Origin of the sequence: Pseudomonas sp. URMO17WK12:I9, from assembly GCF_900230165.1 — a bacterium.
In the GTDB taxonomy this organism is placed as follows: Bacteria; Pseudomonadota; Gammaproteobacteria; order Pseudomonadales; family Pseudomonadaceae; genus Aquipseudomonas; species Aquipseudomonas fulva.
Genome location: NZ_OCMQ01000001.1, coordinates 169,015 through 187,939 on the forward strand (window position 1 = coordinate 169,015; position 18,925 = coordinate 187,939).

An 18,925-nucleotide genomic window follows, 5' to 3' on the forward strand; every position below is an offset into this window, starting at 1 on the left:
CGCCGCTGGCGCCGAAACGGTGCCACGCTACAGTTAGCAGGCTGCAAACAGCCCGCACGAATTTTCTACAGTACGCCGCAGGAGAGACTCGCAATGGCTCAGCAGGTGAGTGGTCGCCAACCTCGCTATAAACGCATTTTGCTCAAACTTAGCGGCGAGGCCCTGATGGGCTCCGAAGACTTCGGGATCGACCCGAAGGTGCTTGATCGCATGGCCCTTGAAGTAGGGCAGCTGGTCGGTATCGGTGTGCAGGTCGGCCTGGTCATCGGTGGTGGCAACCTGTTCCGAGGGGCTGCGCTGAGCGCCGCCGGCATGGACCGCGTTACCGGCGACCACATGGGGATGCTGGCTACCGTGATGAACGCCTTGGCCATGCGCGATGCGCTGGAGCGCTCGAACATTCCGGCACTGGTCATGTCGGCCATCTCCATGGTGGGCGTTACCGATCACTATGACCGTCGCAAAGCGATTCGCCACCTCAATTCCGGGGATGTGGTAATTTTCTCCGCCGGTACCGGCAACCCGTTCTTCACCACCGACTCGGCAGCCTGTCTGCGAGCCATCGAAATCGATGCCGACGTGGTGCTGAAGGCGACCAAGGTCGATGGTGTGTACACTGCCGATCCATTCAAGGACCCGCACGCCGAGAAGTTCGATCGCCTGACCTATGACGAGGTCCTGGATCGTAAGCTCGGCGTGATGGACTTGACCGCAATCTGCCTGTGCCGTGACCACGGCATGCCATTGCGGGTATTCAACATGAACAAGCCAGGCGCCCTGCTGAACATCGTGGTGGGCGGCGCTGAAGGCACTCTGATCGAGGAAGGCCAAGCATGATCAACGACATCAAGAAAGACGCGCAGGAGCGCATGACCAAGTCCATCGAGGCCCTGGGCCGCAACCTGGCGGCCATCCGCACCGGTCGCGCGCACCCAAGCATTCTGGACAGCGTCAAGGTCACTGCCTGGGGTAGCGAGATGCCGCTGAACCAGGTCGCTGCGATCAGCGTCGAGGACGCGCGCACCCTGAAGATCGTCGCTCACGACAAGAACCTGAGCGCTGCCATCGAAAAGGCCATCCTGACCTCCGACCTCGGGCTGAACCCGTCGAGCGCCGGCACCACCATCCGTGTGCCGATGCCTGCTCTGACCGAAGAAACCCGCAAAAACTACACCAAGCAGGCCAGCGGCGTTGCCGAAGACGCCAAGGTCGCCGTGCGCAACGTGCGTCGTGATGCCCTGGCGGACTTGAAGAAGCTCACCAAGGACAAGTCCATCAGCGAAGACGAAGAGCGCCGCGCTGCCGATGACATCCAGAAGCTGACGGACAAGTTCGTCGCCGAGGTGGATGCAGCCTTCAAGGCCAAGGAAAAGGACCTGATGGCCGTCTAAGGCCGGGTTTTTTTAATGGAAAAGACCAAGCCAGCGGTGCCTCCCTCGGTGCCGCGTCACGTCGCGATCATCATGGACGGCAACAATCGCTGGGCCAAACGGCGCTTGTTGCCTGGCGTTGCCGGGCACAAGGCGGGCGTGGATGCCGTGCGCGCAGTCATCGAAGTGTGCGCCGAGGCCGGCGTCGAAGTGCTGACCCTGTTTGCCTTCTCCAGTGAAAACTGGCAGCGACCTGCCGATGAGGTCGGTGCATTGATGGAGTTGTTCTTCTCGGCGCTGCGCCGCGAGGCGCGTCGCTTGAACGACAACAACATCAGCCTGCGCATCATCGGCGACCGCTCGCGCTTTCACCCGGAGCTGCAGGCTGCCATGCGCGAAGCCGAGGCGCTGACCGCAGGCAACAGCCGCTTCATCCTGCAGATCGCCGCCAACTACGGTGGGCAGTGGGACATCGCCCAGGCCGCGCAGCGGCTGGCGCGTGAAGTTCAGGCTGGCCATCTTCGCCCCGACGACATCACCCCAGGGTTGTTGCAGACGTGCCTTGCGACCGGCGAGCAGCCTTTGCCGGACTTGTGCATCCGCACCGGCGGCGAGCATCGCATCAGCAATTTCCTGTTGTGGCAACTGGCCTACGCCGAGTTGTATTTCTCCGACCTTTACTGGCCGGACTTCAAACACGAGGCCATGCGCAGTGCATTGGCTGATTTCGCTTCGCGCCAGCGCCGCTTTGGTAAGACCAGCGAGCAGGTCGAGGCTGGAGCGCGTGCTTAATGCTTAAACAACGCATCATTACCGCGCTGATCCTGTTGCCCATAGCGCTGGGTGGGTTCTTCCTGCTCGAGGGGGGCAACTTCGCCCTGTTCATCGGTCTGGTGGTAACGCTCGGCGCCTGGGAGTGGGCACGGTTGGCGGGGTTGATGGCTCAGCCCCTGCGTGTCGCCTATGCCTTGGTCGTTGCCGGGGCCTTGATGCTGCTGTACATCCTGCCGGAGCTTGCACCCTGGGTGCTTGGGGCTGCCGTCATCTGGTGGGGGTTGGCCACTTGGCTGGTGCTAACGTACCCACGCACCAGCGAACTGTGGGCCAGCGCTGCCTGCCGGCTGCTGATCGGCCTGCTGGTGTTGCTGCCGGCCTGGCAAGGCCTGGTGCTGCTCAAGCACTGGCCGCTGGGCAACTGGCTGATCCTGTCGGTCATGGCTCTGGTCTGGGCCGCCGACATCGGTGCGTACTTTTCCGGCAGGGCCTTCGGCAAGCGCAAGCTGGCGCCGCAGGTCAGCCCTGGCAAAAGCTGGGAAGGCGTGTACGGCGGGCTGGCGGTCAGCCTGGTGATCGCCCTGGTGGTGGGTATCAGCCGAGACTGGAGCATTGGTCAGCTGCTGCTGGGTCTGGCAGGCGCTGCGCTGGTGGTCATGGCCTCGGTGATCGGCGACCTGACCGAAAGCATGTTCAAGCGCCGCTCGGGCATCAAGGACAGCAGCAATCTGCTGCCTGGCCACGGTGGCGTGCTCGACCGCATCGACAGCCTGACGGCGGCCATCCCATTGTTCGCCGTGCTGTTGTGGGCGGCTGAATGGGGTGTGATGTGAGTCAAGTGCAACGCATTACCGTGCTGGGGGCCACCGGCTCCATTGGTCTGAGTACCCTGGACGTGATTGCCCGCCACCCTGAGCGCTATCAGGCCTTCGCCTTGACCGGCTACACCCGCGTCGAGGAGCTGTTGGCCCTGTGTGTGCGGCATCGCCCGGTCTACGCCGTGGTGCCGAGCGCCGACGCGGCGGGGCGCCTGCGTGCAGGCCTGGCAGCGGCAGGGTGCGCTACCGAAGTGCTGGAAGGCGAAGCCGGGTTGTGCCAGGTCGCCTGCGCCAGCGAAGTGGATGCGGTCATGGCCGCCATCGTCGGCGCCGCCGGCCTGCGGCCGACCCTGGCCGCCGTGCAGGCCGGCAAGAAGGTGCTGCTGGCCAACAAGGAGGCCCTGGTCATGTCGGGCGCCTTGTTCATGGACGCCGTGCGTCAGTCGGGCGCCGTGTTGTTGCCCATCGACAGTGAGCACAACGCCATCTTCCAGTGCATGCCCGGCGACTACGCGCGCGGGCTGAGCGCTGTGGGTGTGCGCCGCATTCTGCTGACGGCCTCGGGTGGACCGTTCCGCCAGACATCGACCCAGGCCCTGCAGGACGTCACGCCCGAACAGGCGTGCGCCCACCCGAACTGGTCGATGGGGCGCAAGATTTCCGTCGATTCGGCCAGCATGATGAACAAGGGCCTGGAGTTGATCGAGGCATGCTGGCTGTTCGATGCGCCGCCCAGCTTGGTTGAGGTGGTGGTGCACCCGCAGAGCGTGATCCACTCCCTGGTTGATTACGTCGACGGTTCGGTGCTGGCACAGTTGGGTAACCCGGACATGCGTACACCCATCGCCAATGCCCTGGCCTGGCCAGAGCGAATCGATTCCGGGGTCGCGCCGCTGGACCTGTTCAGCATTGCGCGCCTGGATTTCGAGGCGCCCGATGAGCAGCGTTTCCCTTGCCTGCGCCTGGCACGACAGGCGGCGCAGGCAGGCAACAGCGCCCCAGCCGTGCTCAATGCGGCCAACGAAGTGGCGGTGCAGACGTTCCTCCAGGGCCGTATCCGCTTCCCGGAGATCGCGAGTATGATCGAACAGGTACTGGACCAGGAGCCCGTGGTGCCGCTGACTTCGCTGGAAGCAGTGTTTGCCGCCGACCAGCGCGCGCGCGAGCTGGCCTGGGCCTGGCTGGACCTCAACGGCCGCTGAGGCGGGCTCGCCCGGTCATCGACGACAGCACCCCTATTGACCCATTGCTCATCATTCGGAGATGGACATGACAGCGCTCTACATGATCATCGGTACGCTCGTCGCCTTGGGTGTGCTGGTCACCTTCCATGAGTTCGGCCACTTCTGGGTGGCGCGTCGCTGTGGCGTGAAAGTGCTGCGGTTTTCCGTGGGCTTCGGTACGCCGCTGGTGCGCTGGCATGATCGCCAGGGCACCGAGTTCGTCATTGCAGCCATTCCACTGGGTGGCTACGTGAAAATGCTCGACGAGCGCGAAGGCGACGTGCCCCCTGCACTGGTGGGTCAATCATTCAATCGCAAGCCCGTCGGCCAGCGCATCGCGATCGTTGCCGCGGGGCCGGTCGCCAACTTTTTGCTGGCCATCTTCTTCTTCTGGGTGCTGGCGATGCTCGGCAGCCAGCAGATCCGACCGGTAATCGGCACCGTCGAGAATGGCAGCCCGGCGGCAGCAGCAGGGCTGACGGCCGGCCAGGAAATCGTCTCAGTGGATGGCAAGCCGACCAACGGTTGGTCGGCGGTCAACCTGCAATTGGTTCGCCGCCTGGGTGAGAGCGGCACGCTGAACATCGGTGTGCGCGATGAAGGCAGCAGTACCGATCAGCAGCGCCAGGTGAAACTCGACCAGTGGTTGAAAGGTGCCGATGAGCCCGATCCGATTCGCTCGCTGGGGCTTCAACCCTGGCGCCCGGCCATCGAGCCGGTGCTGGCCGAGATCGACCCCAAGGGGCCGGCCGGGGCGGCGGGCTTGAAGACCGGCGACCGGTTGTTGGGCATCGGCGGCCAGTCGGTGAACGAATGGCAGCAGGTGGTCGATAGCGTGCGCGCGCGGCCCGGCGCCCAGATGGTAGTGCGTGTGGAGCGCGACGGTGCGCCCTTGGACGTACCGGTAACGCTGGGCGTGAAGGGCGAGGGTGAGGCGGCGGCAGGCTACCTGGGGGCGGGCGTCAAAGGCGGTCAATGGCCGGCCTCGATGCTGCGCGAAGTCAGCTATGGGCCGCTGGAGGCGGTGGGTGAAGGCCTGTCGCGCACCTGGAACATGAGCGTGCTCACGCTTGGGTCACTGAAGAAAATGCTGTTCGGTGAGCTCTCGGTAAAAAACTTGAGTGGACCGATAACCATTGCTAAAGTGGCGGGCGCTTCAGCCCAGTCCGGCGTGGGGGATTTCCTGAATTTCCTGGCCTACCTGAGCATAAGCCTGGGGGTTCTTAACCTGCTGCCCATCCCGGTACTGGATGGGGGGCACTTGCTGTTCTACCTGGTTGAATGGGCGCGCGGTCGTCCGTTGTCTGACCGGGTACAAGGTTGGGGGGTCCAGATCGGTATCAGTTTGGTCTTGGGGGTGATGTTGCTCGCCCTGATCAACGATCTGGGTCGACTATAAAAGCTTCGCTCAATTGCGAAACCTGTCGTTCATGACGGCAGGTTGTTTATTGCCAGTTGGAATAAAAGGACTTCATGAAACGTCTGTTGCTAACTGCGGTGCTCTCCGCACTGATGATCGCTGAAGTTCACGCCGAGTCCTTCACCATCTCCGATATCCGCGTCAATGGCCTGCAGCGGGTTTCCGCCGGCAGCGTCTTCGGTGCCTTGCCCCTGAACGTGGGCGACCAGGCCGATGACCGGCGCCTGGTGGAGTCGACCCGCTCGCTGTTCAAGACCGGGTTCTTCCAGGACATCGAGCTGAACCGTGATGGCAACGTGCTGATCATCAATGTGGTCGAGCGCCCGTCGGTGTCGAGCATCGAGATCGAAGGCAACAAGGCGATCAGTACCGAAGACCTGATGAAGGGCCTGAAGCAATCGGGCCTGGCCGAAGGCGAGATCTTCCAGCGTGCTACCCTCGAAGGCGTGCGTAACGAGCTGCAGCGCCAGTACGTGGCCCAGGGCCGCTACTCGGCCGAGGTCGACGCCGAGGTGGTGCCTCAGCCGCGCAACCGTGTGGCCTTGAAGATCAAGATCAACGAGGGCACCGTCGCTGCCATCCAGCACATCAACATCGTTGGCAACAACGTGTTCGATGACGACACCCTGGGTCAGCTGTTCGAGCTCAAGACCACCAACTGGTTGTCGTTCTTCAAGAATGACGACAAGTATGCCCGCGAAAAACTGTCCGGTGACCTGGAGCGTCTGCGTTCCTACTACCTGGACCGCGGCTACATCAACATGGACATCGCGTCCACCCAGGTGTCCATCACGCCTGACAAGAAACACGTCTACATCACCGTCAACATCAACGAAGGCGAGAAGTACACCGTCCGTGACGTGAAGCTCTCCGGTGACCTCAAGGTGCCGGAAGACCAGGTCAAGTCGCTGCTGCTGGTGCAGCCGGGCCAGGTGTTCTCGCGCAAGGTGATGACCAGCACGTCCGAGCTGATCACCCGCCGCCTGGGTAACGAAGGCTATACCTTCGCCAACGTCAACGGTGTGCCTCAGCCAAACGACCAGGATCACACCGTCGACATCATGTTCGTGGTCGATCCGGGCAAGCGTGCCTACGTCAACCGCATCAACTACCGCGGCAACACCAAGACCGAAGACGAAGTGCTGCGCCGCGAAATGCGTCAGATGGAAGGCGGCTGGGCCTCGACCTACCTGATCGACCAGTCCAAGACCCGTCTGGAACGGCTGGGCTTCTTCAAGGACGTGAACGTCGAGACCCCACCGGTGCCGGGCACCGACGATCAGGTCGACGTGAACTACAGCGTCGAAGAGCAGGCCTCCGGTTCGATCACCGCCAGCGTCGGCTTTGCCCAGAGCGCAGGCTTGATCCTGGGTGGCTCGATCAGCCAGAGCAACTTCCTGGGTACCGGTAACAAGGTTTCCGTTGGCCTGACCCGGTCCGAGTACCAGTCGCGATACAACTTCGGCTTCGTCGATCCCTACTTCACTGCCGATGGCGTGAGCCTGGGTTACAACGCCTTCTACCGCAGCACCAACTACGACGACCTCGATGTCGACGTGGCGAGCTACGCGGTGGACAGCCTGGGTGCCGGTGTGAGCCTGGGTTACCCGATCAGCGAGACGTCGCGCCTGACCTATGGGTTGAGTGTGCAGCAGGACAAGCTCAAGACCGGTAAGTACACCGTTGACGAGATCTTTGATTTCATCAACAAGGAAGGCGAGAACTTCACCAACTTCAAAGCCTCGATCGGCTGGTCCGAATCGACGTTGAACAAAGGTGTGCTGGCGACACGCGGTCACTCTCAGAGCCTGAGCCTCGAAACCACGATTCCAGGCAGCGACTTGTCGTTCTACAAACTGGACTACCGCGGCCAGCTGTTCAAGCCATTGAGCCAGAACTACACCCTGCGTCTGCACACCGAACTGGGTTACGGTGACGGCTTCGGGGGTACCTCCGGTCTGCCGTTCTACGAGAACTACTACGCGGGCGGCTTCAACTCGGTTCGCGGCTTCAAGGACAGCACCCTGGGGCCGCGCAGTACGCCAAGTAAACTTAACGAGAAGAACGGAACTCTGCTTGACCCCGACCAAGACCCGCTTCCATTCGGCGGCAACGTCCTGGTCCAGGGCGGCGTCGAGTTGCTGTTCCCGCTGCCGTTCGTCAAGGACCAGCGTTCCCTGCGCACCTCGGTCTTCTGGGACGTGGGTAACGTGTTCGACACCAACTGCGGCAACAAGCCGGACTGCACCAAGGTCGGTTTCTCCGACATGGCCAGTTCGGTCGGTCTTGGCGTGACGTGGATCACGGCCTTGGGCCCGTTGAGCTTCAGCCTGGCGATGCCGATCAAGAAGCCGGACGAGGCAGACACCCAGGTGTTCCAATTCTCTCTGGGCCAGACCTTCTAAGGTCGGCCCTTGCTTAACGACAACGGTTTATCCAGGAGTTCATCGTGCGCAAGTTGACCCAAATGGCCGTAGTGGCCGCGGCGCTGGTCGCCACCCCGGCTTTCGCCGAAATGAAGGTTGCCGTTCTGAACTATCAGATGGCACTGCTCGAGTCCGATGCCGCCAAGAAGTACGCCGTGGATGCCGAAAAGAAGTTCGGCCCTCAGCTGACCAAGCTCAAAGGCCTGGAAAGCAGCGCCAAGGGCATCCAGGATCGCCTGATCAAGGGCGGTGACAAGATGCAGCAGCAGGAGCGTGAGCGCCTGGAGCTCGAGTTCAAGCAAAAGGCCCGTGACTTCCAGTTCCAGTCCAAGGAGCTGAACGAAGCCAAGGCTGTTGCCGACCGCGACATGCTCAAGCAGCTCAAGCCCAAGCTGGACGGCGCCGTCGAGGAAGTGATCAAGAAGGGCGGTTACGACCTGGTGCTCGAGCGCGGTGCGGTCATTGATGTCAAGCCTCAGTACGACATCACCCGCCAGGTTATCGAGCGTATGAACCAAGCCCGTTGATATGACCGTGACCATGACGCTTGGCCAACTGGCCGAGACCCTCGGGGCCACCCTCAAGGGCCCCGAGACGCTGCAGATCACAGGCCTTGCCACCTTGCAGGAGGCCGGGCCGGGTCAGTTGAGCTTTCTTGCCAACCCGCAGTACCGCAAATACCTGGACGAGAGCCAGGCGGCTGCCGTGCTGCTCAAGGCCGCCGATGCCGAGGCGTTCGCCGGTCATGCCCTGATCGTTGCCGATCCCTACCTGGCATATGCCCGCATTTCCCACCTGTTCGACCCCAAACCCAAGGCTGTGGCGGGGATTCACCCCAGCGCCGTGGTGGCCGGGGATGCCCAGGTAGACGCGACGGCCAGTGTCGGGCCTTTCGCGGTCGTTGAAAGCGGTGCGCGTATCGGCGCCCATGTCACCATCGGTGCCCACTGCTTCATCGGTGCCCGCTGCGTGATCGGCGAAGGGGGCTGGCTGGCGCCGCGGGTCACGCTGTATCACGATGTCACCATTGGCAAGCGGGTGGTCATCCAGTCCGGCGCAGTGATCGGTGGTGAAGGCTTTGGCTTTGCCAACGAGAAAGGCGTGTGGCGCAAGATCGCCCAGATCGGCGGGGTCAGCATTGGTGACGATGTGGAGATTGGTGTGAACACGGCCGTGGACCGTGGCGCCTTGTCCGACACCTGCATCGCCCACGGCGTCAAGCTCGACAACCAGATCCAGATTGCCCACAACGTGCAGATCGGGGAGCATACGGCCATGGCCGCGTGCGTGGGTATCTCCGGCAGCACGCGTATCGGCAAGCATTGCACCATCGCCGGTGGCGTGGGCATGGTCGGTCATATCGATGTCTGCGACAACGTTTTCGTGTCCGGAATGACCATGGTGACCCGCTCGATCACCGAGCCGGGTGGCTATTCTTCCGGGACTGCCATGCAGCCTCTGGCTGACTGGCGCAAGAGCGCCGCGCGTATCCGCCACCTGGACGACATGGCCAAGCGTCTCCAGCAGTTGGAAAAACGCGTCGATACCGTGACCTCAGGTGGGCAGCCGACATCAGAAGGCTGATACCATTTCCTGAGCAAGAGTGAACAGTCGCTAGCTGGCTCCTCTTTGGATTGCAAAAGGAGCGTGTGGTCAGCACCTGCGCTCCCTATTCTTATACAGGCTTCCCCCCCGAAATGATGGACATCAACGAGATTCGCGAATACCTGCCTCACCGTTACCCGTTCCTGCTAGTGGACCGCGTGACGGATCTGGATTACGAGGCCCAGAGCATTCGTGCCTACAAGAATGTCAGCATCAACGAGCCGTTCTTCAACGGTCACTTCCCGGCGCACCCCATCATGCCCGGCGTCCTGATCATCGAAGCCATGGCCCAGGCGGCCGGCATCCTCGGTTTCAAGATGCTCGATGCCAAGCCTGCCGACGGCACCTTGTACTACTTCGTAGGCTCCGACAAGCTGCGTTTCCGTCAGCCGGTGCTGCCGGGTGACCAGCTGGTGCTGGAAGCGAAGTTCCTGAGCCGCAAAAGCATGATCTGGAAATTCGAATGCCGTGCCCTGGTCGACGGCAAGGCAGTATGCTCGGCCGAAATCACCTGTGCGGAACGCTCCCTATGAATTCGATTGATCCTCGGGCCATCATCGACCCTTCGGCCAAGCTGGCCGAAGGCGTCGAGGTGGGCCCTTGGTCGATCGTTGGCCCCGATGTCGAAATCGGGGAGGGCACCGTCATCGGCCCACACGTTGTGCTCAAGGGGCCGACCCGGATCGGCAAGCACAACCGTATCTTTCAGTTTTCCTCGATTGGCGAAGACACCCCGGACCTCAAGTACAAGGGTGAGCCCACCCGCCTGGTGATCGGCGATCACAACGTCATCCGTGAAGGCGTCACGATCCACCGCGGTACCGTGCAGGATCGCGCCGAAACCACCGTCGGCGACCATAACCTGATCATGGCCTATGCCCACATTGGCCATGACAGCGTGATCGGCAGCCACTGCATTCTGGTCAACAACACTGCGCTGGCGGGCCATGTGCATGTGGGCGACTGGGCGATCCTGTCCGGGTTCACCCTGGTGCACCAGTATTGCCACATCGGCGCCCATGCGTTTTCTGGCATGGGCACGGCCATCGGCAAGGACGTACCCGCGTTCGTCACCGTTTTCGGCAGCCCCGCCGAAGCGCGCAGCATGAACTTCGAAGGCATGCGCCGCCGTGGTTTCAGCGACGAGGTCATCCATGTGCTGCGTCGCTGCTACAAGATCGTCTACCGCCAGGGCCTGACGGTGGAGGATGCATTGCGCGAACTCGAAGCGCCGGCGGCGCAGCATCCCGAGGTCGAGCTGTTCCGCCAGTCGATCGTGAGTTCGGCCCGCGGCATCACTCGCTGACATGGCCCAGCTCTGCGTAGCCCTGGTCGCCGGTGAAGCCAGCGGCGACATCCTCGGTTCCGGCTTGATGCGCGCCTTGAAGGCGCGCCATCCCGATGTGCGCTTCATCGGTGTCGGTGGCCCGCTCATGGAGGCCGAAGGCCTGCAATCCTACTTCCCCATGGAGCGCTTGGCCGTCATGGGGCTGGTCGAGGTGCTCGGTCGCCTGCGTGAATTGCTCAAGCGCCGCAAGCTGCTGGTCCAGACACTCATCGAGCAGAAGCCGGACGTGTTCATCGGTATCGATGCGCCCGACTTTACGCTGGAGATCGAACTCAAACTGCGCCAGGCGGGGATCAAGACCGTCCATTACGTCAGCCCTTCAGTGTGGGCATGGCGGCAAAAGCGCGTGTTGAAGATACGTCAGGGTTGCGACCTGATGCTGACATTGTTGCCGTTCGAGGCCCGCTTCTATGAAGAGCAGGGCGTGCCGGTGCGATTCGTCGGCCACCCGCTGGCCGATACCATTGCCCTGCAGGCGGATCGGCCCGCGGCGCGCGCCGCCCTGGGCCTGGGCGATGGCCCGGTGGTCGCCCTGATGCCAGGCAGCCGTGGGGGCGAAGTCGGGCGCCTGGGTGCGCTGTTCCTGGATGCAGCGCAACGTCTGCAGCAGCAGGTGCCGGGTGTGCGCTTCGTGCTGCCCTGTGCCAACGCCGCTCGCCGCGCGCAGCTCGAGCAAATGCTCGAGGGCCGCAACTTGCCGTTGGCCCTGCTCGATGGCCGCTCGCACGAGGCGCTTGCCGCGTGTGACGCCGTCCTGATCGCATCGGGTACGGCCACCCTGGAAGCGCTGCTGTTCAAGCGACCCATGGTAGTCGCCTACCGCCTGGCGCCGCTTACCTACTGGATACTCAAACGGCTGGTGAAAAGCCCCTACGTGTCCTTGCCCAACCTGCTGGCGCGCCGTGCACTGGTGCCCGAGTTGCTGCAAGACGCCGCGACCAGCGAAGCGCTGGTCGATGCGCTGCTGCCCTTGCTGCGCGACGGTAGCGGGCAAACCGACTCGTTCGACGAGATTCACCGCACGTTGCGCCGGGATGCCTCCAATCAGGCCGCCGACGCCGTGCTGGCCCTGCTGGAGAAACGCTGAGATGCAGTTCGGTCTGGATTTCAACCTGGTCGAAGACTTGGTCGCCGGCGTCGACGAAGTGGGCCGCGGCCCCCTGTGTGGCGACGTGGTGACGGCTGCCGTGATCCTTGACCCAGCACGCCCGATCCTGGGGCTGAACGACTCGAAGAAGCTGACCCAGGCACGCCGTGAGGCCTTGTTCGACGAAATCTGCGACAAGGCCCTGAGCTTTTTCATTGCCCGCGCTGAAGTCGAAGAAATCGACCGCCTCAATATCCTGCATGCCACCATGCTGGCCATGCAGCGCGCGGTGGAAGGCTTGCACATCACCCCGAACATGGCCTTGATCGACGGCAATCGCTGCCCGCAGCTGTCGGTGCCCTCGGCACCGGTCGTGCAGGGGGATGCCAAGGTGCCCGCCATCGCGGCGGCTTCGATCCTGGCCAAGGTGACGCGGGATCGCGAAATGGGCGCCTTCGAGCTGATCTACCCCGGGTACGGCATAGGCGCGCATAAAGGCTACCCGACGCCGGTCCACCTGGAGGCACTGGCACGGCTCGGGCCGACGCCCATTCATCGTCGATCGTTTGCGCCCGTGCGTGCCGCCTGGGGTGTGCGTGAGGCTGTGACCGCCTCGCTGATCTGATACCCAACCCTGCCGTATCCAGGGGCTTGAGGCCCTGTGGGGTCGGGCTGGACCACGTTCCCGGGCATTTGCTCAGGCCGCCCTGCCGTCGCGCAGGGGCAACCGGCCCTCAAAACCCCTGCCCAATTGAGCTACAATCGCGCCCTTGTCGTTAAGCACTGCTACAGGATCATTCATGTCGGTTTCCTTCGTTCACCTGCGCGTCCACTCCGAATTCTCGCTGGTCGACGGTCTGGTCCGGATCAAACCGCTGGCCAAGGCGCTGGCCGGGATGAACATGCCTGCGGTGGCGATCACCGACCAGAGCAACATGTGCTCGCTGGTCAAGTTCTACAAGGCGGCCATGGGGGCGGGCATCAAGCCGATCTGTGGTGCGGACCTGTGGTTGGCCGGTGAAGATGCGCAGGCGCCGCTGTCGCGTATCTGCTTCCTGGCCATGAACCCTCTGGGCTACCGCAACCTGACCGAGTTGCTTTCCCGGGGCTGGACCGAGGGCCAGCGCAATGGCCTGGTCATCATCCAGCGTGACTGGATTGCCGCGGCCAGCGAAGGCTTGATCGCGCTTTCGGCGGGCAAGGAAGGCGACATCGGCATGGCGTTGCTGGGGGGGCGTAGTGAGGAGGCGCAAGCGCTGCTCGAGGACTGGATGGCCATGTTCCCCGAGCGCTTTTATGTCGAAGTCCAGCGCACCAGTCGCCCCAGGGACGAAGAGTATGTGCATGCCGCCGTGGCCCTCGCCGATCGGCTGGGTGCGCCGCTGGTGGCCACCAACGATGTGCGTTTCATCAAACAGACCGATTTCGACGCCCACGAAACCCGTGTATGCATCGGTGAAGGCTGGACGCTGGACGATCCGCGTCGCCCGCGCCTGTACAGCGACCAGCAATACCTGAAATCGGCCGAGGAAATGGCCGAGCTGTTCAGCGACCTGCCGGACGCCCTGGCCAACACCGTCGAAATCGCCAAGCGCTGCAATATCCAGGTGCAACTGGGCAAGTACTTCCTGCCTGACTTCCCCACGCCCAATGGCATGGGGATCGACGATTACCTGCGGCACGTGTCCCACGAAGGGCTGGAAGAGCGCCTGGCGGTGCTGTGGCCTAAAGAGACCACGCCCGACTACGAGCAAAAGCGCCAGGTCTACCTCGATCGGCTGAAGTTCGAGCTGGATATCATCATCCAGATGGGCTTCCCCGGTTACTTCCTGATCGTGATGGACTTCATCAAGTGGGCCAAGAACAACGGCGTACCGGTGGGACCTGGCCGAGGCTCGGGTGCAGGCTCGCTGGTGGCCTATGTGCTCAAGATCACCGACCTCGACCCGCTGGCCTACGACCTGCTGTTCGAGCGCTTCCTGAACCCTGAGCGGGTGTCCATGCCCGACTTCGACGTCGACTTCTGCATGGACGGCCGGGACCGGGTCATCGACTACGTGGCAGAGGCCTACGGGCGTAATGCCGTGAGCCAGATCATTACCTTTGGCACCATGGCGGCCAAGGCCGTGGTGCGCGACGTGGCACGCGTGCAAGGCAAGTCCTACGGCCTGGCCGATCGTCTGTCGAAGATGATTCCGTTCGAAGTGGGCATGACCCTGGAGAAGGCCTACGAGCAGGAAGAAATCCTGCGCGACTTCCTCAAGGGTGACGAGGACGCTCGCGAAATCTGGGACATGGCCCTGAAGCTCGAAGGCGTCACGCGCGGTACCGGCAAGCACGCCGGTGGCGTGGTCATTGCGCCGACCAAGCTTACTGATTTCTCGCCCATCGCCTGCGACGAAGAAGGCGGTGGCCTGATCACCCAGTTCGACAAGGACGACGTGGAGGCGGCGGGCCTTGTGAAGTTCGACTTCCTGGGCCTGCGCACCCTGACCATCATCAAGTGGGCGATGGAGATCATCAACCGTGAGCAGGCCAAGAAAGACCTGCCCGACCTGAACATCGACTTCATCCCGCTCGATGACCGCAAGACCTACGAGCTGTTGCAGAAGGCCGAAACCACAGCGGTGTTCCAGCTCGAATCGCGCGGCATGAAAGAGCTGATCAAGAAGCTCAAGCCCGACTGCCTCGAAGATCTCATCGCCTTGGTGGCGCTGTTCCGCCCCGGCCCGCTGCAGTCGGGCATGGTGGACGACTTCATCAACCGCAAGCACGGACGTGCCGAGCTGGCCTACCCGCATCCGGACTATCAGTATGACGGCTTGCAGCCGGTGCTGGCGCCGACCTACGGCATCATCCTGTATCAGGAGCAGGTGATGCAGATCGCCCAGGTGATGGCGGGGTACACCTTGGGTGGCGCCGACATGCTGCGTCGGGCAATGGGCAAGAAGAAGCCCGAGGAAATGGCCAAGCAGCGCGGCGGTTTCATTGAAGGCTGTGCCAATAATGGAATCGATGGGGATCTTGCGGGCAACATCTTCGACCTGGTAGAGAAGTTCGCAGGTTACGGCTTCAACAAGTCTCACTCGGCCGCCTATGGCCTGGTGTCCTACCAGACAGCCTGGCTCAAGACCCACCACCCGGCACCGTTCATGGCCGCGGTGTTGTCGGCGGACATGCACAACACCGACAAGGTGGTGGTGCTGGTCGAGGAAGTGCGCACCATGAAGTTGCGTCTGGACGCGCCAGATGTGAACTTCTCGGACTTCAAGTTCACCGTCAACGACGATGGCCGCATTGTGTATGGCCTCGGCGCCATCAAGGGCGTGGGTGAGGGGCCTGTGGAGGCGATCGTCGAGGCCCGTGCCGAGGGCGGCCCGTTCAAGGACCTGTATGACTTCTGCGAGCGTATCGACCTCAAGCGCGTCAACAAGCGCACCCTCGATGCGCTGGTACGCAGTGGCGCGCTGGACCGGCTCGGCCCGCATTTTCATGACGAGATCAAGGCTTACCATGCCCACATCGACATCAACCGGGCCATCCTGCTGGCGGCACTGGGCGATGCCATCAAGGCGGCCGAGCAGACGGCCCGCACGGCCGACAGCGGTCACATCGACCTGTTCGGCGGCATGTTCGACGAGCCGGACGCCGACGTGTATGCCAGTTATCGCAAAGCGCGACCACTGACGCTCAAGGAGCGGCTCAAGGGCGAGAAGGACACGCTGGGGCTTTACCTCACCGGTCACCCGATCGATGAATACGAGGCTGAAATCCGCCGCTTCGCGCGCCAGCGCATCATCGACCTCAAGCCCTCGCGCGAAACCCAGACCATCGCCGGCATGATCATCGCCCTGCGAGTCATGAAGAACAAAAAGGGCGACAAGATGGGGTTCGTCACCCTGGATGACAGGTCTGGCCGCATCGAGGCCTCGCTGTTTGCCGATGCCTATATCACGGCCCAGTCACTGCTGCAGAACGATGCGATGGTGGTGGTCGAAGGGGAGGTCAGCAACGACGATTTCTCAGGCGGCCTGCGGCTGCGGGTCAAGCAGGTGATGACCTTGGAGGATGCCCGTACCAAGCTGGCCGAGAGCCTGCGCCTGAAGGTCGCCCACGAGGCGCTCAAGGGCGATCGCCTCAAGTGGTTGGGTGAGTTGATCACCCGTCACCGCGGCGCCTGCCCGATCACGCTGGAATATACCGGCAGCGATGCCAAGGCCATGCTGCAATTTGGCGACCAGTGGGCCATCGACCCCGCAGACGGGCTGATTCAGACCCTGCGTGACCAGTTCGGACGTGAGAACGTCTTTTTGCAATACCGTTGAGCCGCTCAACATTTAATCTCGACCTGAAGGCGCCTGATCCCTTAAGGTATGGCGCCAAACGGATCAACCGGCCGGCCGCCTGGCCGTAGACCCAAGACGGATGACTATGAACCCGAACTTTCTCGACTTCGAACAGCCGATTGCCGACCTGCAAGCCAAGATCGAAGGCCTGCGCCTGGTAGGCAACGACAATTCGCTGAACATCAGCGATGAAATTGCCCGTCTGCAAGACAAGAGCAATACCCTGACCGAAAGCATCTTCGGCAACCTGACCAGCTGGCAGATCGCTCGCCTGGCACGTCACCCGCGTCGTCCCTATACCCTGGACTACCTGCAGCACATCTTCACCGAATTCGAAGAACTGCACGGCGATCGCCACTTCTCCGACGATGCTGCCATCGTTGGCGGTACCGCACGCCTGGACGGCAAGCCGGTCATGGTCATCGGGCACCAGAAGGGCCGCGAAGTGCGGGAGAAGGTTCGCCGTAACTTCGGCATGCCGCGCCCTGAGGGCTACCGCAAGGCGTGCCGTCTGATGGAAATGGCCGAGCGTTTCCGCATGCCGATTCTGACCTTCATCGACACGCCGGGTGCCTATCCAGGTATCGACGCCGAAGAGCGTAACCAGAGCGAGGCCATCGCCTGGAACCTGCGCGTGATGGCGCGCCTGAAGACGCCAATCATCGCTACGGTGATCGGTGAAGGCGGGTCGGGCGGCGCGCTGGCCATCGGCGTGTGCGACCAGCTGAACATGCTGCAGTACTCCACCTACTCGGTCATCTCGCCCGAAGGCTGCGCTTCGATCCTGTGGAAGACGGCCGACAAGGCTGCCGATGCCGCCGAGGCCATGGGCATCACGGCTGAGCGCCTCAAGAGCCTGGACATCGTCGACAAGGTTATCCCGGAGCCACTGGGTGGCGCTCACCGTGACCCTGCCGCCATGTCCGAAAGCATCCGCGCCGAGCTGGTGCAGCAGTTGGACATGCTCAGCGGGTTGGACCACGACGCACTGCTGGCTCGCCGTTACGATCGTCTGATGAGCTACGGCGTCTGATCGCCTTCGGGGCCGTCTGTCGGCCCCTCGGGTGAGCCTGGAACCCAGGCTCACCCGCATCCGTCACTCAGGTTGATGGAAGCCTTGATGATTGATCCCGCCCCCTGGCTTTGCGCCCGCACCTGGTACGTCGCCCTCTCTGGCGGCCTGGACTCCACCGTTCTGCTGCACTGGCTCGCCGCCTACGCCCGCAGCCATCGTGCACCGCCGCTGCGCGCGATTCACATCCAGCATGGCCTGCAACCGGTCGCGCAGGCGTGGCCTGCCCATTGCCAACGCGTCTGCGATGACCTGGGCATCGAGCTGCAGGTCATCGAGGTCGACGTCGCCCCGGGCCCGAGCCTGGAGCAGGCTGCCCGCCATGCCCGTTACGCCGCCTTCGAGCGGGTGTTGGCGGCAGATGACATGCTGTTCACTGGCCAGCACCGCGACGACCAGGCTGAAACGCTGCTGTTTCGCCTGCTGCGGGGCGCGGGGTTGCGCGGCCTGGCGGCGATGCCGAGGGAGCGGGCGATGGGGCAGGGCAGGCTGGTCAGGCCTTTGCTCGGTTGCTCCCGGCGACAGTTGCAACACTATGCACAGGCGCACGCGTTGGGCTGGGTCGAGGACCCTTCGAATGCCGACACCCGGTTTGCCCGCAACTATCTGCGCAGGGAGGTTCTGCCGTCCCTTCGGCAGCGCTGGCCGCACGCCGGGCAGAGCCTGGCCCGTGCCGCCGACCACCTGGGCGAAGCCCTGAGCCTGCTGGACGAGCTGGCCGAGAGCGACCTGGCGCCGGTACGCCAAAATGCCCCTGCTGTTTGGCCTGGACTCGATTCGCTGGACCTGGCCGGCCTGCTCGCGCTTTCACCTGCACGCCAACGCAATGCGTTGCAGTATTGGCTCAGCCACCGAACCCGCTTGCCCGACACGCGCCACTGGGCCGGCTGGGCGGACCTGCGCGACGCCGCTGGCGATGCCTGCCCCGTGTGGCAACTGAGCGATGGCCAACTGGTGCGCAGCCAAGGGCGCATCTGGTGGCTGAGCGGCGACTGGTTGCAAACGCCGCGTCAGGCCATGGCTTGGGAAAACGCCGATGAGCCGTTGGCCTTGCCGGGCAACGGCAGTGTGCGACTTGTTGGCGCAGGCTCGCTGACGGGCCTGCGTATCGGCTACCGTCAGGGCGGGGAGTGGCTGGACATCCCAGGACGCGGGCGGCGTGATCTCAAGCGCCTGCTCAATGAGCTGCAAGTGCCGCATTTTCTGCGCATGCGCCTGCCTCTGCTTTTCCAAGGTGAGCGGCTGCTGGCGGTGGCCAACCTGCCCAGTTTGGCTCAGGGGGATTACCGGCTGCATTGGCAGTTGCCGACGCGCGCGCAAGGTTTGAGCTAGTGGGTACATTCGGGTAGACTACCCTCCCTTCTTGATACAGCTTCTGTGGGTTCCGCGAAAACACAGGAGTTGCCGATTACCAAGCAGTTTTTTGCTGGGCTGAT

General features: G+C 62.9%; 16 protein-coding genes. All 16 read left to right on the forward strand.

The genetic code is table 11. From position 1 onward, the window contains the following. Positions 1-93 precede the first annotated feature (93 nt). Entirely contained in the window at positions 94-837 is a 744-nt protein-coding gene (pyrH, locus tag CRP40_RS00715) for a UMP kinase (RefSeq protein ID WP_023534028.1), read from the forward strand. Beyond that, on the forward strand, positions 834-1,391 hold the full coding sequence (gene frr, locus CRP40_RS00720) for a ribosome recycling factor (protein WP_027913872.1): 558 nt from the start codon (positions 834-836) through the stop codon (positions 1,389-1,391). The genes pyrH and frr overlap by 4 nt, the downstream gene beginning before the upstream one ends. 15 nt (positions 1,392-1,406) lie before the next feature. Continuing rightward, positions 1,407-2,162 (forward strand): polyprenyl diphosphate synthase, encoded by a 756-nt coding sequence (gene uppS / locus CRP40_RS00725; RefSeq protein WP_027913873.1) that lies wholly within the window; start codon positions 1,407-1,409, stop codon positions 2,160-2,162. Then, the gene (locus CRP40_RS00730; protein WP_027913874.1) at positions 2,162-2,977 is read left to right on the forward strand and encodes a phosphatidate cytidylyltransferase; all 816 of its coding nucleotides are present in this window, start codon (positions 2,162-2,164) and stop codon (positions 2,975-2,977) included. The genes uppS and CRP40_RS00730 overlap by 1 nt, the downstream gene beginning before the upstream one ends. Next, on the forward strand, positions 2,974-4,164 hold the full coding sequence (gene ispC / locus CRP40_RS00735) for a 1-deoxy-D-xylulose-5-phosphate reductoisomerase (protein WP_027913875.1): 1,191 nt from the start codon (positions 2,974-2,976) through the stop codon (positions 4,162-4,164). The genes CRP40_RS00730 and ispC overlap by 4 nt, the downstream gene beginning before the upstream one ends. Positions 4,165-4,231: 67 nt before the next feature. Next, the gene (rseP, locus tag CRP40_RS00740) at positions 4,232-5,584 is read left to right on the forward strand and encodes an RIP metalloprotease RseP (RefSeq protein WP_027913876.1); all 1,353 of its coding nucleotides are present in this window, start codon (positions 4,232-4,234) and stop codon (positions 5,582-5,584) included. Between the two features lie 74 nt (positions 5,585-5,658). Continuing rightward, positions 5,659-8,010 carry an outer membrane protein assembly factor BamA gene (bamA, locus tag CRP40_RS00745; protein WP_027913877.1) on the forward strand — a complete coding sequence of 784 codons (2,352 nt, stop codon included), beginning with the start codon at positions 5,659-5,661 and terminating at the stop codon, positions 8,008-8,010. Between the two features lie 44 nt (positions 8,011-8,054). Next, positions 8,055-8,558: an OmpH family outer membrane protein gene (locus tag CRP40_RS00750; RefSeq protein ID WP_023534153.1), complete on the forward strand. Its 504-nt coding sequence runs from the start codon at positions 8,055-8,057 to the stop codon at positions 8,556-8,558. A 1-nt stretch (position 8,559) separates the two neighbouring features. Continuing rightward, positions 8,560-9,615 carry a UDP-3-O-(3-hydroxymyristoyl)glucosamine N-acyltransferase gene (lpxD, locus tag CRP40_RS00755; RefSeq protein WP_027913878.1) on the forward strand — a complete coding sequence of 352 codons (1,056 nt, stop codon included), beginning with the start codon at positions 8,560-8,562 and terminating at the stop codon, positions 9,613-9,615. Between the two features lie 113 nt (positions 9,616-9,728). After that, the gene (gene fabZ, locus CRP40_RS00760) at positions 9,729-10,169 is read left to right on the forward strand and encodes a 3-hydroxyacyl-ACP dehydratase FabZ (protein ID WP_023534097.1); all 441 of its coding nucleotides are present in this window, start codon (positions 9,729-9,731) and stop codon (positions 10,167-10,169) included. Then, positions 10,166-10,942, forward strand: a complete 777-nt coding sequence (gene lpxA / locus CRP40_RS00765) for an acyl-ACP--UDP-N-acetylglucosamine O-acyltransferase (RefSeq protein ID WP_027913879.1) — start codon at positions 10,166-10,168, stop codon at positions 10,940-10,942. The genes fabZ and lpxA overlap by 4 nt, the downstream gene beginning before the upstream one ends. A 1-nt stretch (position 10,943) precedes the next feature. Then, a complete protein-coding gene (lpxB, locus tag CRP40_RS00770) occupies positions 10,944-12,071 on the forward strand; it encodes a lipid-A-disaccharide synthase (protein WP_027913880.1) in 1,128 nt (375 codons plus the stop codon). 1 nt (position 12,072) lies between these two features. Next, positions 12,073-12,696 (forward strand): ribonuclease HII, encoded by a 624-nt coding sequence (gene rnhB / locus CRP40_RS00775; protein WP_027913881.1) that lies wholly within the window; start codon positions 12,073-12,075, stop codon positions 12,694-12,696. Positions 12,697-12,871: 175 nt separating this feature from the next. Next, entirely contained in the window at positions 12,872-16,396 is a 3,525-nt protein-coding gene (gene dnaE / locus CRP40_RS00780) for a DNA polymerase III subunit alpha (RefSeq protein ID WP_027913882.1), read from the forward strand. A 106-nt stretch (positions 16,397-16,502) separates the two neighbouring features. Continuing rightward, positions 16,503-17,450, forward strand: a complete 948-nt coding sequence (locus CRP40_RS00785; RefSeq protein WP_027913883.1) for an acetyl-CoA carboxylase carboxyltransferase subunit alpha — start codon at positions 16,503-16,505, stop codon at positions 17,448-17,450. 87 nt (positions 17,451-17,537) lie between these two features. Further along, entirely contained in the window at positions 17,538-18,821 is a 1,284-nt protein-coding gene (gene tilS, locus CRP40_RS00790; RefSeq protein WP_027913884.1) for a tRNA lysidine(34) synthetase TilS, read from the forward strand. Positions 18,822-18,925: the final 104 nt, after the last annotated feature.

Excerpts from the sequence above, each read along its gene's own strand:
- pyrH (WP_023534028.1), top strand. The coding sequence starts at position 94 with ATGGCTCAGCAGGTGAGTGGTCGCCAACCTCGCTATAAACGCATTTTG.
- frr (WP_027913872.1), top strand. The coding sequence starts at position 834 with ATGATCAACGACATCAAGAAAGACGCGCAGGAGCGCATGACCAAGTCC.
- uppS (WP_027913873.1), top strand. The coding sequence starts at position 1,407 with ATGGAAAAGACCAAGCCAGCGGTGCCTCCCTCGGTGCCGCGTCACGTC.
- CRP40_RS00730 (WP_027913874.1), top strand. The coding sequence starts at position 2,162 with ATGCTTAAACAACGCATCATTACCGCGCTGATCCTGTTGCCCATAGCG.
- rseP (WP_027913876.1), top strand. The coding sequence starts at position 4,232 with ATGACAGCGCTCTACATGATCATCGGTACGCTCGTCGCCTTGGGTGTG.
- bamA (WP_027913877.1), top strand. The coding sequence starts at position 5,659 with ATGAAACGTCTGTTGCTAACTGCGGTGCTCTCCGCACTGATGATCGCT.
- lpxD (WP_027913878.1), top strand. The coding sequence starts at position 8,560 with ATGACCGTGACCATGACGCTTGGCCAACTGGCCGAGACCCTCGGGGCC.
- fabZ (WP_023534097.1), top strand. The coding sequence starts at position 9,729 with ATGATGGACATCAACGAGATTCGCGAATACCTGCCTCACCGTTACCCG.
- lpxA (WP_027913879.1), top strand. The coding sequence starts at position 10,166 with ATGAATTCGATTGATCCTCGGGCCATCATCGACCCTTCGGCCAAGCTG.
- lpxB (WP_027913880.1), top strand. The coding sequence starts at position 10,944 with ATGGCCCAGCTCTGCGTAGCCCTGGTCGCCGGTGAAGCCAGCGGCGAC.
- rnhB (WP_027913881.1), top strand. The coding sequence starts at position 12,073 with ATGCAGTTCGGTCTGGATTTCAACCTGGTCGAAGACTTGGTCGCCGGC.
- dnaE (WP_027913882.1), top strand. The coding sequence starts at position 12,872 with ATGTCGGTTTCCTTCGTTCACCTGCGCGTCCACTCCGAATTCTCGCTG.
- CRP40_RS00785 (WP_027913883.1), top strand. The coding sequence starts at position 16,503 with ATGAACCCGAACTTTCTCGACTTCGAACAGCCGATTGCCGACCTGCAA.
- tilS (WP_027913884.1), top strand. The coding sequence starts at position 17,538 with ATGATTGATCCCGCCCCCTGGCTTTGCGCCCGCACCTGGTACGTCGCC.